The organism is Shewanella sp. 10N.286.45.A1 (assembly GCF_041470405.1).
GTDB lineage: Bacteria > Pseudomonadota > Gammaproteobacteria > Enterobacterales > Shewanellaceae > Shewanella.
The window spans coordinates 13,418-32,057 of sequence record NZ_JBFRMK010000095.1 but is presented as its reverse complement, the minus strand read 5'-3'; the positions used below and the strand labels follow the sequence as shown (position 1 = coordinate 32,057).

13 protein-coding genes are annotated in these 18,640 nt (G+C 42.4%); 6 read left to right on the top strand and 7 right to left on the bottom strand.

Translation table 11 applies throughout. The features are described from left to right. The coding region (locus AB4238_RS08545) for a YchE family NAAT transporter (protein ID WP_372032880.1) at positions 1–565 on the bottom strand (565 nt) is incomplete at its 3' end. Positions 566–894: 329 nt separating this feature from the next. Here AB4238_RS08545 and adhE point away from each other — a divergent pair. Next, the gene (gene adhE / locus AB4238_RS08540) at positions 895–3,510 is read left to right on the top strand and encodes a bifunctional acetaldehyde-CoA/alcohol dehydrogenase (protein WP_372032879.1); all 2,616 of its coding nucleotides are present in this window, start codon (positions 895–897) and stop codon (positions 3,508–3,510) included. 69 nt (positions 3,511–3,579) lie between these two features. On the opposite strand, the gene AB4238_RS08535 is transcribed toward adhE, so the two are convergent. Beyond that, positions 3,580–5,760 carry a malate synthase G gene (locus AB4238_RS08535; RefSeq protein WP_372032878.1) on the bottom strand — a complete coding sequence of 727 codons (2,181 nt, stop codon included), beginning with the start codon at positions 5,758–5,760 and terminating at the stop codon, positions 3,580–3,582. 205 nt (positions 5,761–5,965) lie between these two features. Further along, the gene (locus AB4238_RS08530) at positions 5,966–6,916 is read right to left on the bottom strand and encodes a LysR family transcriptional regulator (protein ID WP_372032876.1); all 951 of its coding nucleotides are present in this window, start codon (positions 6,914–6,916) and stop codon (positions 5,966–5,968) included. Positions 6,917–7,026: 110 nt separating this feature from the next. Here AB4238_RS08530 and AB4238_RS08525 point away from each other — a divergent pair, with 110 nt between their 5' ends. Together AB4238_RS08525 and AB4238_RS08520 are read left to right on the top strand one after the other, a co-directional pair. Continuing rightward, positions 7,027–8,607: an isocitrate lyase gene (locus AB4238_RS08525; protein WP_372032874.1), complete on the top strand. Its 1,581-nt coding sequence runs from the start codon at positions 7,027–7,029 to the stop codon at positions 8,605–8,607. 522 nt (positions 8,608–9,129) lie between these two features. Beyond that, positions 9,130–9,696: a prepilin-type N-terminal cleavage/methylation domain-containing protein gene (locus AB4238_RS08520; RefSeq protein WP_372032872.1), complete on the top strand. Its 567-nt coding sequence runs from the start codon at positions 9,130–9,132 to the stop codon at positions 9,694–9,696. Between the two features lie 49 nt (positions 9,697–9,745). Here the strand turns inward: AB4238_RS08520 and AB4238_RS08515 are convergent, their stop codons facing one another. The 3 genes from AB4238_RS08515 to AB4238_RS08505 form a co-directional block, all read right to left on the bottom strand. Continuing rightward, positions 9,746–10,063 carry an antibiotic biosynthesis monooxygenase gene (locus tag AB4238_RS08515; RefSeq protein WP_372032870.1) on the bottom strand — a complete coding sequence of 106 codons (318 nt, stop codon included), beginning with the start codon at positions 10,061–10,063 and terminating at the stop codon, positions 9,746–9,748. 114 nt (positions 10,064–10,177) lie between these two features. After that, entirely contained in the window at positions 10,178–12,223 is a 2,046-nt protein-coding gene (locus AB4238_RS08510; protein WP_372032869.1) for a prolyl oligopeptidase family serine peptidase, read from the bottom strand. Between the two features lie 247 nt (positions 12,224–12,470). Beyond that, complete coding sequence (locus AB4238_RS08505; RefSeq protein WP_372032868.1) at positions 12,471–13,991, bottom strand: fumarate hydratase; 1,521 nt, start codon at positions 13,989–13,991, stop codon at positions 12,471–12,473. Between the two features lie 178 nt (positions 13,992–14,169). On the opposite strand from AB4238_RS08505, the gene pabB reads away from it, so the two are divergent. Together pabB and AB4238_RS08495 are read left to right on the top strand one after the other, a co-directional pair. After that, the gene (gene pabB / locus AB4238_RS08500; protein ID WP_372032867.1) at positions 14,170–15,669 is read left to right on the top strand and encodes an aminodeoxychorismate synthase component I; all 1,500 of its coding nucleotides are present in this window, start codon (positions 14,170–14,172) and stop codon (positions 15,667–15,669) included. A 4-nt stretch (positions 15,670–15,673) separates the two neighbouring features. After that, a complete protein-coding gene (locus AB4238_RS08495; protein WP_372032865.1) occupies positions 15,674–16,294 on the top strand; it encodes a CoA pyrophosphatase in 621 nt (206 codons plus the stop codon). 70 nt (positions 16,295–16,364) lie between these two features. Here the strand turns inward: AB4238_RS08495 and AB4238_RS08490 are convergent, their stop codons facing one another. Further along, the gene (locus tag AB4238_RS08490) at positions 16,365–16,700 is read right to left on the bottom strand and encodes a hypothetical protein (protein ID WP_372032864.1); all 336 of its coding nucleotides are present in this window, start codon (positions 16,698–16,700) and stop codon (positions 16,365–16,367) included. 152 nt (positions 16,701–16,852) lie between these two features. Between AB4238_RS08490 and asnS the strand changes: the two genes are divergently transcribed. Next, positions 16,853–18,253, top strand: a complete 1,401-nt coding sequence (gene asnS / locus AB4238_RS08485; protein ID WP_372032863.1) for an asparagine--tRNA ligase — start codon at positions 16,853–16,855, stop codon at positions 18,251–18,253. Positions 18,254–18,640: the final 387 nt, after the last annotated feature.

The window sequence follows — 18,640 nt, the reverse complement described above, 5'->3', positions numbered from 1 at the left end:
TCAACAAGCCCATTAAACGTGTAATGACGTTAATGCCTGTGTTACCCAGCACCTTAAAAATGAGTGGCGCCATTCTAAACAGTGAGAAACTTAACAAACCAAACAGGATCACCGTAATAGACATGCCAATCAGGTTCTCAAAGCTATTATGCTCAGCTGCCGATACGATCACCGAACTAATGGCACCGGGACCAGCCATTAATGGTAACGCTAGCGGCACGACAGCAACGGATTCCATACCTGACGCTTCACGGTCTTCCTCTTTGTTTCGTTTGACCTCGCCCAACTTACCTTGCAACATCGACATGGCAATAATACAAATCAGTGAGCCGCCTGCTATTCTAAAAGCCGATAGAGAAATGCTGAACAGATTTAATATATGTTGGCCAGCAAAAATCGTTACCAATAAGATAACAACAACCGCGAAATTTGCGATCTTACCTGTCTGGTTGCGTTCAACTTCAGTTTGATGGCTGGTTAAACTTACAAAAACCGGCAACAAGCCAAATGGGTTGATGATCGCTATTAACCCTAAGAAAAACTTTACATAAAGAGTTAAATCCAACGTCTTGTCCTCTGCGCCTTAGCGCGTCTATATTCGTAATAAAAAAGTTGCGCTACTCTAACGCAACTATCCAAAATCCAAAAATGAGATTTTCTAACCGAAATCACAACTTTGAATAAATTTTATTAATCGATTTTTAAAGCTGATGTTTACATAAACGTAACACCCTGTTGCTAAGATAGTTATTTTATTACAGATAGCAACATTTTTGCGGACTTGATCACGGTGAACAAGGTCATTTGAGTGTAATTTTTCTTCATGGATACAGTTCGAGATCTGAGAATGGTTAGCAAAATACAATTTTGCTAAATTTTTTTAGGACACACACTATGACAGTTACTAATGAACAGGAACTCAATAATCTGGTTAGCAGAGTCGTTGAAGCTCAACGACAATTTGCCGATTATAGCCAAGAACAGGTCGATGTGATCTTTAGAGCTGCCGCACTTGCTGCAGCAGATGCCCGCATCTCGCTAGCAAAAATGGCTGCTACAGAAACGAGGATGGGCGTACTCGAAGATAAAGTGATTAAAAACCATTTCGCTTCCGAGTATATCTACAACAAATACAAGGATGAGAAAACCTGTGGGATCCTATCTGAAGACCCTACCTTTGGTACCATCACGATTGCGGAACCGGTTGGCTTAATCTGCGGTATCGTTCCTACGACTAACCCAACTTCTACTGCGATATTCAAAGCATTAATAAGCTTAAAAACCCGTAACGGTATTATTTTCTCTCCTCATCCTAGAGCTAAAAATTCAACCACTACAGCTGCTAGAATAGTGCTCGAAGCCGCAGTAGCTGCAGGCGCGCCGAAAGACATTATAGGTTGGATAGATGAACCTTCTGTCGCACTTTCAAATCAATTAATGACCCATGCCGATATCAACCTTATATTGGCTACCGGCGGTCCGGGCATGGTTAAAGCTGCATACTCTTCTGGCAAACCTGCAATTGGTGTTGGCGCCGGAAATACACCAATAGTCATTGATGAAACGGCTGATATAAAACGTGCAGTTAGTTCTATATTAATGTCAAAAACCTTTGATAATGGTGTGGTCTGTGCGTCAGAACAAGCAGTTGTCATTGTTGATGAGATCTATGATGTCGTCAAAGAACGTTTCGCCAGCCACGGAGGTTATGTACTTAATGATGCAGAAACAGCCGCTATGCAAGACGTTATCCTTAAAAATGGTGGTTTGAACGCTGATATTGTCGGACAAAGTGCCGCGAACATTGCAAAAATGGCAGGCATAGAGGTTCATCACAGTACTAAGGTGCTAATTGGCGAAGTCTGTAATATCGACCAAGCAGAAGCCTTTGCCCATGAAAAACTATCACCGCTATTAGCAATGTATCGTGCAAATGATTTTGAAGATGCAATGGATAAAGCTGAAGCATTAGTGACTCTTGGTGGTATTGGTCATACATCTGGCTTGTATACGGATCAAGATACACAGGTTGAACGTGTCAAAACATTTGGCTTTAGAATGAAAACCGCACGAATTCTAATTAATACGCCCGCATCACAAGGTGGTATCGGCGATCTTTATAACTTCAAGCTCGCTCCCTCTTTAACGCTCGGTTGCGGTTCTTGGGGCGGAAATTCTATTTCAGAAAACGTCGGGCCAAGTCATCTTATTAACAAAAAAATGGTCGCTAAAAGGGCTGAGAATATGTTGTGGCATAAACTTCCATCATCTATCTACTTCCGTCGTGGTAGTTTGCCCATTGCTTTAGAAGAACTATCAGACAAGAAGCGTGCGCTTATCGTCACCGACAAGTACCTATTCAACAACGGCTACTGTGATGAAACAATAAAAATCCTCAAGAGCCAAGGATTAGAAACCGAAGTATTTTATGATGTTGAAGCTGATCCAACGATGCAAATCGTTGAGCAAGGCGCTAAGGTCGCGCATAGCTTTCAGCCAGATGTCATCATCGCGTTAGGTGGCGGTTCACCAATGGATGCTGCAAAAATCATATGGGTAATGTACGAGCATCCAGACGTTGACTTTGCCGATCTTGCACTACGCTTTATGGATATTCGTAAACGTATCTACAAGTTCCCTAAGTTGGGCAAAAAAGCCAAGATGGTAGCGATACCGACAACATCAGGCACTGGATCAGAAGTGACTCCTTTTGCAGTGGTCACAGATGAAAAAACGGGTATGAAATACCCTATCGCAGATTATGAATTGACGCCGAATATGGCAATTGTTGATCCTAATTTGGTGATGGATATGCCAAAATCATTAACCGCTTTCGGTGGTATTGATGCAATAACTCACGCTTTAGAAGCCTATGTGAGCGTAATGGCAAACGAGTACAGTGACGGCCAAGCGTTGCAAGCGCTAGATCTACTATTCACTCATCTACCCGATTCTTACGAGCACGGTGCCAATGCCCCATTAGCCCGCGAGAAAGTACATAACGGCGCAACAATTGCGGGTATCGCATTTGCCAACGCATTTCTCGGTATTTGTCACTCTATGGCACATAAGCTAGGTGCAGAGTTCCACTTAGCACACGGTCTAGCTAACGCACTGCTTATTAGTAATGTTATTCGTTTCAACGCAACTGACATGCCGACTAAGCAAGCAGCTTTTAGTCAGTACGATAGACCTAAGGCATTATGTCGCTATGCAAAAATAGCTGAGTACTTAAAACTTGAAGGCACCATCGGTGAAGGCGTTACAGATGAAGAAAAAGTCGAGGCTCTACTTAAAGAAATTGATGTCATCAAGGAGAAGATTGGCATTCCAAGCTCAATCCAAGCAGCAGGCGTCAACGAAGCCGACTTCATCGCAAAACTAGATGAACTTGCTGAAGATGCATTTGATGATCAGTGTACCGGCGCTAACCCTCGTTACCCACTGATTGCCGAACTAAAGCAGGTTTTACTCGCGAGCTATTACGGTAATGACTACAGCGACGAATAACTAAAACACAGATATATTGTTTTCATAAAAAAGCCTTAACAGCTCGCTGTTAAGGCTTTTTATTTTAGCTTAATGATGTGCTAAAGCTTTAGCTTTAATGCGATACGCATGTAATAAAGGCTCTGTGTACCCAGAAGGCTGCGTGGTTCCTTTAAAGACAAGATCGCAAGCGGCTTTAAATGCGATGCCATCGAAATTTGGAGACATATTAATATAGCTACTATCCCCTTTGTTCTGCTCATCAACAATTGCAGCCATCTTTTTAAGCGCGGTCATGACTTCTTCTTCAGTGCATATACCGTGTGTTAACCAATTTGCTAAATGCTGAGAAGAGATCCTTAACGTTGCCCTATCTTCCATCAATCCCACATTATTAATATCGGGTACCTTGGAACAACCTACTCCTTGATCAATCCAGCGTACGACATATCCCAGTATACCTTGTGCATTATTTTCTAACTCAAAAGCCTTTAGCTCTTCAGATAGCTCTGATGGATTCTGCATTAGTGGGATGGTGAGTAGATCATCTAAACTCGCTCTAGCACGACTTTTCAGTTCATTCTGAACTTCCTTTACATTAATCTTATGATAATGCGTCGAATGTAAAACTGCGCCATTAGGCGATGGAACCCAAGCGGTATTGGCACCAGCTAAAGGATGGCCAATCTTTTGCTCAAACATGGCAGCCATTTCATCTGGCATTGGCCACATACCTTTACCTATTTGAGAACGTCCCTGCAGACCACACGCTAAGCCAATATCAACATTCCAATCTTCATAAGCTGCAATCCACTTTTGCTGTTTCATTTTCGATTTCGCAACAAATGGACCAGCTTGCATCGAGGTATGGATCTCATCGCCTGTTCTATCTAAAAACCCTGTATTAATAAATACCACTCTTTCAGAGGCTTCACGAATACACTCTTTTAAATTGACGGTAGTGCGGCGCTCTTCATCCATAATGCCGACTTTAATTGTATTACGGGCTAGCTTTAATGCATCTTCAATTTTTGTGAACAACTCACATGTGAACTTAACTTCTTCAGGCCCGTGCATCTTAGGCTTCACAATGTTAATTGAACCCTTACGGCTGTTACTGCGATTATTATTATGTCCTTTAATATCATGTAGCGCTGCAAGCACGGTAAACATACCATCTAAGATCCCCTCAGGAACCTCTTCGCCCTGCTTATCTAATACAGCATTGATAGTCATCAAATGACCAACGTTACGGACAAACAATAAACTGCGACCAGGTAGTGTTACTTGTTGACCACTTGGTGCGGTATAACCTCTGTCATCATTGAGCTCTCGAACAATCTCTTTGCCATTTTTAGCTAACGTAGCGGTTAAGTTTCCTTGCATTAATCCAAGCCAATTACGATAGATCTCTACTTTATCTTCAGCATCAACGGCGGCAACTGAGTCTTCACAATCCATAATGGTCGTTACTGCGGCCTCAACGAGAAGATCGCAGACTCCTGCCTTATCACTTTTACCAATAAGACTCGCTGCATCTATTTGGATCTCAATGTGGAGACCATTATTCTTTATTAAAATAGCATCTGGCGTCTTAGCATCACCCTGGTAACCCACAAAACGCTCAGGATTAACAAGTTGAGTTTCTGAACCATTTTCAAGGGATACCTTTAATTGGCCACCTTCAATGCGGTATGTTGTTACATCGGCATGAGAGCCTTGAATTAATGGTGCTGCCGTATCAAGATGCTGCTTTGCGAAAGCAATCACTTTAGCGCCGCGAACAGGATTGTAGGTTTTGCTTAACTCTGCACCATTAGTTTCTGAAATTGCATCAGTACCGTATAAAGCATCATACAAACTGCCCCAACGTGCGTTTGCTGCGTTTAGAGCAAATCGGGCATTTTTAACTGGCACGACAAGTTGTGGACCAGCTTGCTCGGTAATTTCAGTGTCAACGTTCTCGGTACTAATACAGAAGGCCTCTCTTTCTGGTACTAAATAACCGATATCCGTTAAGAAAGTCTTATATGCTTCAAGGTTGAAGTCTTGGCTCTTATGACCAACATGCCATTCATCAATTTGATGTTGAAGCTGCTCTCTCTTTGCCAATAAGCTGCGGTTAATAGGTGCAAATTCAGCTACAAGTTCTTCAAACTTTGTCCATACGGTTTCAGCTGAGATCCCAATATCTTGGCAAATCTCATCTTTGACCAGCTCCGCTAACTCTGTAGCAACCTTTAAGCCACCAATTTGAATATATTGAGTCATTTGTTGTCCCTCTTAATCCTTTGCAAAGTCCTAATGAACACTCTCGTCCGTTTACTAATTACACCCAATTAGCACTATATTCTTTACCCTATATCAATCAAACCACATTTATCTAATTTATAACAACAATGCTCACTATTCACCAGGATTATGACTAATAGGCTTTTGGTGTAAAAAAACGTCACAATAGTACAAATCATTCAACTCATACTTTTCCTCTACTAAAGCTATCAGCCGTTTGTGTAATGAGTTGACGCATCCACTTATGTGCGGGATTGTGCTGTAGTAGAGGGCTCCAGGCCATAGTGAGAGCAATAGGTTGAATAATAAAAGGCGGTGCAACGATACGAACTCTGTCGTTGTGTTCATGCTGTCTTGCCATCTTACTTGGTATGGTTGCGATCAAATCTTGTTGTTCTGCCAACAAACAAGCAGCTTGGTAATGCCGTGTAAATACGGTTATTCGCCTTTGTACACCGATGCGAGTTAAGGCTTCATCAACCCAGCCTAACCGTTGCACGTCATCAGGGTCCATCCCTACACCGACTCCCATGCCCGTTTTACTCACCCAAACGTGTTTAGCTTCAAGGTAACTATCGAGAGAAAACTTCTCTAACACAGGATTAGTCTTACTAATCAAACAACTAAAGTCATCACTCCAGAGTACTTTTTGGTGGAATGATTGTGGAATACTGTCAAAACGGTTAATCACCATATCGACTCTTCCTTGTTCTACATCAGGGAAACTCACATCACTTGGGGTCATGATATCTAAAATCACATTTGGCGCTTCAGTACGAAGCTTTGCAATAAGCGGTGGAATTAGCGTCGCTTCAGCATAATCACTTGCCATTACACGGAACACTTGTTCGCTTTCAGCAGCATTAAATTTGGCTCGTGGCTGAACGGCTTTTTCTAACCCAATAATTAGTTCGCTTATTGTTGGCTGCAACTCTTGCGCCCTTTCTGTGGGCGTCATCCCCTGGCTGGTCCTGATCAGCAAGGGATCATCAAACAATGTCCGCAATCTTTTTAGACCATTACTCATCGCTGGCTGGCTGATCCCAAGCTGATCCGCCGCCTTTGTAACATTTCGTTCACGTAACAATACATCTAAATAAACTAACAAATTCAGGTCAATACGAGATACATTCATAAGATAAATACCGAGAATAGAAACTATAAATTAGACTTATTTAACCAAATCTAACTAATATTTTCAACGTAATCAATCGCCGCTAATCATATTGTTAAAGGAATATACACATGACAAACTACAGAACTAACATCGATGAAGCCGCTACCTTGATTAATGCAGAAGGTAGTGCATGGAATGCAATCAACCCAGAATCAGTAGCCCGTATGCGTCTACAGAATCGTTTCAAAACTGGGTTAGATATTGCTAAATATACTGCAAAGATTATGCGCGAAGATATGGATAACTACGATAAAGATTCATCGCAGTACACCCAGTCTCTTGGTTGCTGGCATGGCTTTATTGGTCAGCAAAAAATGATTTCGATTAAAAAGCATCTGCTAACGACTAAGCGTCGATACTTATATCTTTCAGGCTGGATGGTTGCAGCACTTCGCAGTGAGTTTGGTCCCCTTCCTGACCAATCTATGCACGAGAAGACTTCTGTAGCCTCTCTGATTAAAGAGTTATACACTTTCCTTCGCCAAGCTGACGCTCGTGAACTTGGTGGCTTATTTCGCCAGCTAGATACAGCTAGCGCTGCAGACAAGCCAGCAATTCAAGCAAAAATAGATAACTTCGAGACTCACGTAGTACCAATCATTGCTGATATTGATGCCGGTTTTGGTAACGAAGAAGCGACTTACCTAATGGCGAAGCAGATGATTGAAGCCGGAGCTTGCTGTATTCAGCTTGAAAACCAAGTATCTGACGTTAAACAGTGTGGACACCAAGACGGTAAAGTGACCGTACCGCATGTTGAGTTCTTAGCAAAAATTAACGCTGTCCGTTATGCGTTTTTAGAACTTGGTATTGATGATGGCGTAATCGTTGCGCGTACCGATTCATTAGGTGCCGGTCTCACACAGAAAATTGCAGTTACAAATGAAGCGGGTGATTTGGGCGACCAGTACAACTCATTCTTAGAAGTTGAAGCAATTGATGCGGCTAATCTTGCTAACGGTGATGTGGTATTCCAGCAAAACGGTCAGTTAGTGAAACCTTCACGCTTACCAAATGGCCTATTTAAGTTCCGCGCAGGCACAGGTGAAGAACGTTGTGTGCTCGATTGCATAACTTCACTGCAAAATGGTGCGGACTTACTATGGATTGAGACTGAAAAGCCACATGTTTCTCAGATTGGCGGCATGGTTAATGAGATCCGTAAAACCATTCCAAATGCCAAACTTGTTTATAACAACTCGCCTTCATTTAACTGGACACTAAACTTCCGTCAGCAAGTATTTGATGCAATGGAAGCAGCAGGACAAGATGTCGCTGCCTACAACCGTGACCAACTTATGAGCGTTGATTACGATTCTACTGAACTTGCAATTCAAGCTGATGAGAAAATCAGAACCTTCCAAGCAGATGCTGCACGTGAAGCAGGTATTTTCCATCACTTGATTACATTACCTACTTACCACACAGCTGCGCTGTCTACTGATAACTTGGCTAAAGAGTACTTCGGTGACCAAGGTATGCTGGGTTACGTGGCTAATGTTCAACGTAAAGAGATCCGTCAAGGCATCGCTTGTGTTAAACACCAAAACATGGCCGGTTCAGATATGGGTGACGATCACAAAGAGTACTTCTCCGGTGACCAAGCATTGAAGGCATCTGGTAAAGACAACACCATGAACCAATTTTAGTCTCTGTCGTCTTTGGACTTGCTAAGTTTTTGAAGTGGACTTAGCCCCAAAGAGAGCTAACTCTAAAAGGCCTGCATTATGTATGTAGGCCTTTTTATTTATCTAACGAACCACTAGTTTTGATAAAACGCTTAACATTAATATGTTTTCAATCAATATAATTCAACTCACCCAAAACAAGTAAATTTAAGTATAACAACAAGATGTCTGGTAACACCCATTGGATGTATACTCTAGCTAAATCACAGCTCAATTTTTTTCACTAAAAATTTCTAGTTCATGCTCTGTTGATATTGAGTTATTGCGACCATCGTGACTTCAGTCATTACTTTATAGTAATACGCCATCCAGGCAAACAAAGTGAACTGTTAACAGGCTTAAAATTTGCAGGTTTTGTTAACGATTAAAACGTGACGGAGTTAACAGTTCCTGAAGCCGTGTATCAATATGTTACAGTGATAACTTGTTGCATTTAGCCAAAGTCGTTAGGCTGCGAGCAACTTAAACTTAGTAAGTAACAGCATGTCATTTAAGTGCAAGCCTCCATCAGGATTCACTCTAATCGAATTGGTTATTGTAATTATTATATTGGCTGTTTTATCTATTGTGGCAATGCCTAAGATGTTGAATATCAGTTCCGAAGCAAAAGCTGCCGATGTGCGCGCTCTCGCCGCTTTGATCTCAACCCAAAACAGATTAGCCTTTGCAAAAAGTAGCCTAGCCAATATAGAAGCATTAGAGGGATGTAGTTATCAATGTGGAAACAATCCCAATTGGGATGTCCCTGTCGGTGAGTACTATATTGACGCCAGTGGCACCCGTTTATATGTGAGTTTAGGTTACCCTATTGCTCCGTTTTCTTCATCAAGTACCGTTAATGCCAATTACCGTACTGTTTTTGGTATAAATGAAGAGCAATTTTTTATCACCATTGCCCGTACAGAAAACTCTGCAACAGCGATAGTGCCTGCGGTATCTAAGGATAAGCTAACCGAGATAGAAAATGGACAGTATAGATGCCATGTGGTGTATAGCGCGCCACCAAAATCTCGACGTTATTCGGTTACGGCTTACACTGAGGATTGTTAGCATTCATGCAACTAAAAGGCTTGCTAATTCGCGCTAGTGCATAGGTAGCTTACATAAAGTAGTCACGTTCGACTTTGCTAATTCTTAACGCAAATTGACTGTACCAGCGCGCTTTGCCTATCTGCTGCGCCTCAATATGTTCTGCATTTTGTTTCCAAGCTTTAATGGCTTCCAATGACTGCCAATAAGAGACGGTAATCCCTAACTCCTCTCTAGCCGACTCTATTCCCAAAAAACCAACCTGACTTGCTGCAAGGGCTTCCATCCGCGCCCCCATGGCAGCATAACCTTCAGTATCGTTAGATAAAAGCGAAGTAAACACAACGCAGTAGTAAGGTGGTTTCGGTGTATTTGCTAGCGTAGCCATAATTATCCTCTAATTACTGAATAAAAGAAAAAGTAGTCTAAACCGGGTGGTATTCAATCTGAATCTTTGCAAAAAAAAAGCCAGAACATCTGTTCTGGCTTGTCGTTTTGACTGTTACTTCTCAGTCCAGCGATCCATCCAACCGAGAACATTGTCGTACCATTGCTCTAAGTTGTCTGGGTTTAAGATCCAATGATTCTCATCTGGGTAGACAAGCAATTCAGATGGGATCCCTTTACGCTGCATAAAGGTAAATGCCGCTAAACCTTGTCCATAAGGTACACGGAAGTCTTTCTCGCCGTGAATGACCAACATAGGAGTCTGCCAGTTATCTACGTAGTTGACTGGGTTAAACTTCTCATACAGCTCTTTGTTCTTAGCATACGTACCACCGAACTCATATTCAGGGAACCAAAGCTCTTCAGTTACGTAATACATTGAGCGCATATCAAATAAACCTGCATGGTTAACTAGACATTTAAAACCATCATTCCAGTTACCTTGGATCCAGTTCATCATGTAACCGCCGTATGAACCGCCTAGCGCACAAGCTCTATCGCCATCTAACCATTTTTGTTGCTTAGTGACTGCAGCAAGACCTTTCTGTAGATCTTCAAGTGGTTTACCACCCCAATCTTTAGTAATTGAATCAGTAAATGCTTGACCATAACCGGTCGAACCATGGAAATCGATCATCACGACGCCATAACCTGCTCCAGCCCATAGCTGAGCATTCCAACGGCTACTGAACGAGTTGCCGAATGAGCCTTGTGGACCACCATGAACCAAGAAGGCTATCGGGTATTTCTCACCTGCTTTATAGTTAGATGGTTTAATCCAGTAGCCATAAACTTCTTCGTTGTTCCAACCTTTAAAGCTAAACTGTTGATACTCGCCAAACTTAATCTCTGCAAGCTTGTCTTTATTGATCTCAGTAAGTCTATTTAGGTTTTGACCATCTAAATTAATAGAGTAAAGATCGCCTGGCTCAACCAGTGACTTTTTACTAAATACGATTTTGTCGGCATTAATGCCAACGACGCTGTTGCTACCTTCGTTATAGATAGTTTTTACGTCACCAAATTGAGTGTTTACTTCAAATATTGACACTTGTCCTATATCTTGTGCAGTCACGTAAAGCGTTTTGTTGTCTTTACCAAATGCCAAAGAGTGCGGGCTACGATCCCACATAGGGGCTACTTCTTTTTCTTGCCCTGTTACCGTATCACGCAACATTATGCGGTAACGGTCAGCTTCAAAACCAGGTTTTGACATTGCTAAGTAAGCTAAATAACGTCCGTCTGCGGAGTAAGTCGGGTGTGCATCCCATGCTTTGTTAGATTCTGTAAGATTCTTTGCTTCACCGCCATCGACACTCACTTTCCATAAATCATAGTTAGTGATCCAAGCTTGGTCTTTACTTGGTGCTTTCGCGCTATAAACAACATACTTACCATCAGGTGTGAATGTTACTTCTTCCATACCTGAAAATGGTTTAGGTGGTGTTTCAGTGTCTAATCCCGCAGTAACGTCGGTAGCCGTGGTTACTTTTTCACCATTTAACTTGGCAACAAACAGATGGCTTCTTGAATGGTCATTCCAAGTATCCCAGTGTCTCACCATTAACTGTTTATATTCCCTGCCCGTTGACGTGCGAGCAGCTTCTGCTTCAAACTTCTCTTTCGAGCAGTTTAAATCCTTACACTCTGGGAATACACGCATGTTAACGACAGCTTGAGTGCCATCATTAGAAAGTTTAAAACCTTCTACATCGAGCGGGAAGTCTGTGACTTGCCTAGCCTCACCACCGTCCAGTGCTAGCTGATATAGTTGGCTAGAACCATCACGAGCAGCTAAAAAGTAGATGCTCTTATCATTGGGGCCAAAAGCGACGCTGTGCTCTGTGCCTGAAAATTGAGTAATTTGTTTAGCTGTCGCTGAATTTAAATCTTGAATATAAAGGTCTGAACTGCCCTTCCCGTCTGCATCAACATTTTTCACGGCATATACTACTTTTGTACCGTCGTTAGACAGCACAGCAGAGTGCAGCTTGTTGATTTTAACTAATTGTTGAACACTGAAAGGCTGTGGGCTAGCGGCTTGTACGCTAAATGCAGCGCCCACTGACGCTAACGCCAGAATGATTGCAGTTTTTTTCATCTTAGTTATCTTATTGTTATGTTTAAAAAGAGTCTTACCGAGACTAAACGGTATATTTATCCCTGAAGCGATACAGCACACTATCCAAAATAAATGGCTTAATCAATACGTTTAAGCCATTCAATTTGTATCTAGTTTTTACCTGTCAATTTAACACCGTTTAAATAAAACTCATTAAAGGATAAGTTCAACAGCCGCTTTTGACTTGTCAAATTAGAGCCAGCAGCTATTGAAATATCAGATCTAATTAGCTGTTTAATTTAACTTTCCAAATAGCGGGGCCGGTATCGTGAGCATTAACGCCTTCAGAATCGACAGCCACGGTCACTGGCATATCTTTCACATCAAACTCATAGATAGCTTCCATACCTAAGTCTTCGAAGGCTACTACGCGTGATTTTTTGATAGCCTTTGACACTAGATAAGCAGCGCCACCTACAGCCATTAAGTAACATGATTTATGTTTTTTAATAGACTCAACGGTTGCTGGGCCACGCTCTGCTTTACCAATCATCCCCATAAGTCCAGTCTTCTCTAACATCAAGTCAGTAAACTTATCCATACGAGTTGCAGTCGTAGGGCCCGCAGGACCAACAACTTCATCGCCAACAGGATCGACAGGGCCAACGTAGTAAATAAACTTACCCTTAAAGTCCACCCCTTCTGGTAGCCCTTCGCCACTTTCAATTAAGCTCTGTATGCGTTTGTGAGCTGCGTCTCTACCAGTTAACATTTTACCGCTTAACAACACGGTATCGCCGCTCTTCCACTGCTGCATCTCTTCTTGAGTGACTGTATCTAAGTTAACACGGCGAACGCTTTCTCCTACTTCCCATGTGATCTCTGGCCAATCTTCCAAAGACGGTGGCGCGAGATCAGCAGGACCAGTGCCATCTAAATGGAAATGCACATGGCGTGTTGCCGCACAATTAGGGATCATAACTACAGGTTTAGATGCGGCGTGAGTTGGCGCCGATTTAATTTTAATATCTAACACAGTCGTCACACCGCCTAGACCTTGAGCACCAATACCCAACTTGTTTGCACGGTCAAAGATCTCGAGACGTAATTTCTCGTCTGTCGTCTCTGCACCGCGTGCTTGTAGTTCGTGAATATCAACAGGATCCATCAATGACTCTTTTGCCATGACAGCCGCTTTCTCAGCGGTTCCGCCAATACCTATACCCAGCATTCCAGGTGGACACCAGCCAGCGCCCATTGTAGGTAGCGTTTTCTCTACCCAGGCCGCAATGTCGTCAGATGGGTTTAGCATCACCATTTTAGATTTATTTTCTGAACCGCCGCCTTTTGCTGCAATGGCAACTTCGACATGATTACCTGGCACCATTTCGACATGCACAACTGACGGAGTGTTGTCTTTAGTGTTCTTACGGCCACCAGCAGGATCGGCAACGATCGATGCTCTAAGTGGATTGTCAGGATTGGTGTATGCGCGGCGTACGCCTTCATCAACCATCTCTTGCACGGTCAAATCGGTTTTATCCCATTGGACAGCCATACCAATCTTAACAAAACAGGTCACAATACCAGTGTCCTGACACAGTGGACGCTTCCCTTCCGCCGACATACGTGAATTGATCAAGATCTGTGCAATAGCATCTTTAGCTGCTGCACTTTCTTCACGCTCATAGGCATCAGCCATTGAGTCAACGAAATCTTTTGGGTGATAATAGGAGATATATTGCAGGGCATCAGCAACGCTTTCGATTAAATCGGCTTGCTTGATTACAGGGACTACTTTGCTCACAGACACTTCCTTTTTAACAGACACTTATTTTGATAACCGATACATCCAGATAACAGCTCAAGATGTACGCTCCAGCAGCCTTAACGGCTTGTGTGTTTTGTTTTTATAACTTGTGTGAGCAATATGATACTCTTTCGCGACTTTGAGTTAAACATCACATTTTAGATAGGGTTAATAGATGAACAATATGACGCCTAAATCCGTTTATTCGATGCGTCTTGATTGGAATTTGACCACTGAAACCGTTTTCAGCCTTTTTTCCGACTCTCCATGGGCCATTTTGCTAGATTCTGCCAATGCTGATCACGTTGATGCAAAGTACGATGTGATCTGCGCAGCTCCAATCGCGACATTAACGAGCAGTGAAGCGTCAAGTAGAATCACGCACTCATTGAATCGACAACCGTTGTTTTCGCTTCACAGTGGCATTGCTAGTGAACAGCTTACTATTGAAGAGTATTTAGATGATCCGTTTGAATTGTTAAACAAAACCTTGGCTGAGCTGTATCCTATCGCCAAAGAGAGCTCATTGCCCTTTTCTGGCGGTGCAATGGGAAGTTTTAGTTATGATCTAGCGCGTAAAATTGAAAAGCTGCCTAATAATGCAAATGACGACGTCACGCTACCAATAATGAATATTGGCTTTTATGACTGGGCACTGGTGTTTGATTACCAACAAAAATGCTGGTCATTAGTCCATTACCAAAGCCAACAATCATTAACCAAGATAAAAAATCAACTTGATGGTTTAATGACACAGCAAGCCCAAAAGACATTCAAAAAACAGGCGCCAAATACCTCTAATTTGGCGGGTGAACCGTTTAAATTGATCTCTACTTGGAAGAATCAAATTGATGCTAGTGATTACCATCAAAAATTCGCCCAAGTACAACAATACCTTCAAAGCGGTGATTGCTACCAAATCAACCTTACTCAACGATTTAGCAGTTACTATCAGGGTGATGAATGGCAAGCTTACCAAACGTTAAGGCAAAGCAATGCCGCCCCTTTCTCAGCCTTCATGAGACTACCAGGTCATGCCGTGTTATCGATATCGCCTGAACGATTTATCTCGTTAACGGGCGATCAAGTACAAACAAAGCCCATTAAAGGGACAATGCCAAGAGATAACGATCCTGCCATTGACAACGAGCTAGCACTTGAACTTGCCAACTCTGACAAAGATCGTGCCGAAAACCTGATGATTGTAGATCTACTTAGAAATGATATAGGTAAGGTAGCAACAGCAGGCTCGGTCGCTGTTCCAACACTTTTTGATATCGAGAGTTTTCCTGCTGTTCATCATCTTGTTAGCACTGTTACTGCCACATTAAAGCCATCTCTTAATGCTAGCGACCTGTTAAGATCGTGCTTTCCTGGTGGATCAATTACCGGTGCGCCTAAAATCCGAGCGATGGAAATAATTGAAGAGCTTGAACCCTCACGCCGAAGCCTTTACTGTGGTTCTATTGGTTATATTAGCCAAGATGGAAATATGGACACGAGTATTACTATACGAACCTTAGTAGCGCAAAATGATAAAGATAAGAATATTATCTACTGCTGGGCTGGTGGCGGGATTGTCGCTGATTCTAAGGTTGAGGCCGAGTATCAAGAAACTTTTGATAAGGTGAGTAAAATCTTACCCGTACTATCAAATATGAATCAAGAGGCGTAAGCACATGGATTTAGTGGATTTTAGGCTCAAATTTAATCTCCACTCTTTACCTAAAGCCCATCATTTTCCCTCCTCACTGCCATTTGAAGTAAAGCAACCGTTACGAAAAGCCGCGGTGCTAGTTGCACTTAGTAGTTATAACGATCAGCTTGAGCTCATTCTAACCCGTAGACCTAGCCACCTGCGTCAGCACCCCGGGCAAATTAGTTTTCCAGGTGGTAAAGTTGAGAAGTTTGATCTGAGCTTTGAAGATACCGCATTGAGGGAAGCTCATGAGGAGATCGGTTTACCGAACAAGCATGTCGAAGTGATTGGTATGTTGCATGACCATAAAACCTTTACCGGTTTTGATATCACCCCAGTTGTCAGTATCATCTCTAAGCCGTTTACGCCTGTTATCGACCCTGGCGAAGTGGATGAGCTTTTTACTATACCGCTCTCATTCCTACTCGATTGTGACAACCGTCATATCCAATATTTTAGTCGGGGTGGGATTGAATACCCGGTTCATTTCATCCCTTATGGCCAATATTTTATTTGGGGAGCAACTGCTGCAATGATCGATCAATTGTGCAGGCTCCTGAGCCAAGACAGACCACTATCTAAAGTCAATATAACTGAATAGCACTGAGCAATTAAAACTCCACGCAATGTTACTAGCTTGAGTTATTGACTAAGATTGTTAGAGCATCGCTTTAGACCACGAAACGTATATAAAGTCCTGCGGCCAAAGAGCATAAAAACAACAAAGGTATGTTTATCCACCAGCCAAGGCGGCTATGGATCGCAATATAGTAGTTGAAACCCAAATTGATAAAGCTAACCAAAGCACACCACCAAACAATATCAGCCAGTAATATCGTTTGCACTGGATCCCATTCAAGACGAACCTCTGCACCTTTACTTTGAAGGTAGCCCACTGCAGTATCGGGTCTTGCTTTATCAAACAACATCAGTGCATATATAGCTAACGACCAACCGACAATCGACATTGTAGTCAGTAAATATTGAAACACTTTCAGCCTTTTCATCAATACTTTCCGTAGTTTTAAGCCTATTTTTAAAAACAATACCAAGATCCAGACCAACTTACCTTACTTTCCACTTGAGAAAAGCTTGTATAAAGGTAATATAAACGACCAAATTTTATATTTAAAACGTTTCGTTGGAGAACTAAGCAACAATGAGCATTACATCTGTCGCTTCTGTGTTTAAAGGTGACTTTGCGATTGGTTCGCAAATCACAGTACGTGGCTGGGTTAGATCCCGCCGCGATTCTAAAGCTGGGATCTCATTCCTCGCTATTTATGACGGTTCATGCTTTGACCCTATTCAGGGCGTAGTGCCGAATAATTTAGAGAATTACGACAACGAAGTGTTAAAGCTTACTGCGGGTTGTTCAGTCATTATGACCGGTGAGGTTGTTGAATCACCGGGTAAAGGCCAAGCCTTCGAAATGCAAGTGACTAATGTAGAGGTTGCCGGCTGGGTGGAAGATCCTGATACATACCCTATGGCTGCTAAGCGTCACTCTATTGAGCATTTACGCGAATTAGCACATCTTCGTCCACGTACCAATATCATCGGTGCAGTTGCCCGCGTACGTAACTGTTTATCACAGGCGATTCATCGCTTTTATAATGAACAGGGTTACATCTGGGTATCGACTCCGTTGATCACAGCGTCAGATACTGAAGGTGCTGGAGAGATGTTCCGTGTTTCAACATTGGATCTAGAGAATCTGCCACGTGATGATAAAGGCAGCGTTGACTATAGCGAAGACTTTTTCGGTAAAGAGTCGTTCCTAACGGTTTCTGGTCAGTTAAACGCAGAGACTTATGCATGTGCGCTATCTAAAGTTTACACGTTTGGTCCTACGTTCCGAGCTGAAAACTCAAACACCAGTCGTCATCTAGCAGAATTTTGGATGGTAGAGCCTGAAGTTGCTTATGCTGACTTAGATGACGCCGCAAAACTTGCTGAAGATATGCTTAAATACTGCTTTAGAGCTGTATTGGCCGAGCGCCGTGATGATCTTGAGTTCTTTGCCCAGCGTGTTGAGAAAACCGCAATTGATCGTCTAGAAGCGTTTGTTACTAGTGATTTTGCACAGATTGATTACACCGATGCTATCGAAATTCTTAAAGCTTGCGGTAAGAAGTTTGAGTACGATGTTGAATGGGGTATTGACCTTCACTCTGAGCATGAACGCTACCTTGCTGAAGAGCATTTCAAGGCACCTGTTGTTGTTAAAAACTATCCGAAAGATATCAAAGCATTCTATATGCGTTTGAATGACGATGGTAAAACCGTTGCCGCTATGGACGTTTTAGCACCGGGTATTGGCGAAATCATCGGTGGTGCACAGCGCGAAGAACGTTTAGACGTACTTGATGCTCGTCTTGCTGAGATGGAACTTAGCCAAGAAGATTACTGGTGGTATCGTGACCTACGTCGTTACGGTACAGTTCCTCACGCAGGATTCGGTCTAGGGTTTGAGCGTCTAGTTTCTTATGTCACTGGCGTATCTAACATCCGTGACGTGATCCCATTCCCAAGAGCACCAAAATCAGCGAACTTCTAAAGCTCGTTTGATATTTGCTTAAAATCAAAGCCTCTATTCTTAGAGGCTTTTTTGTTGCCTTCACCAAAACACTATCTCTTTATTCCCTCTTTTGTAACCGCTCTACAGTCATTAATTAGGTTAGCTTTAGTATTCACTAATAAAATCTGTCTTGCTTTATATTGCCCTTTAAAACCAGCTAGCCTCAGCTACATAATCGATCATTTATTTAGCAACCCCTCAAGGCGATTGTTAACAAACAAGTTACAACAAACGCTTTAAACGTGACCTGCGTCACAGTCAAACTACTGTAGGGACATTCTGTCCTTTTCCCTTATAAATAAATGATCTAGCTCAAGCCTCGATAATCTGACTCTCCGTAAGCCTCTGTAACCCCAAGAAAGCTTG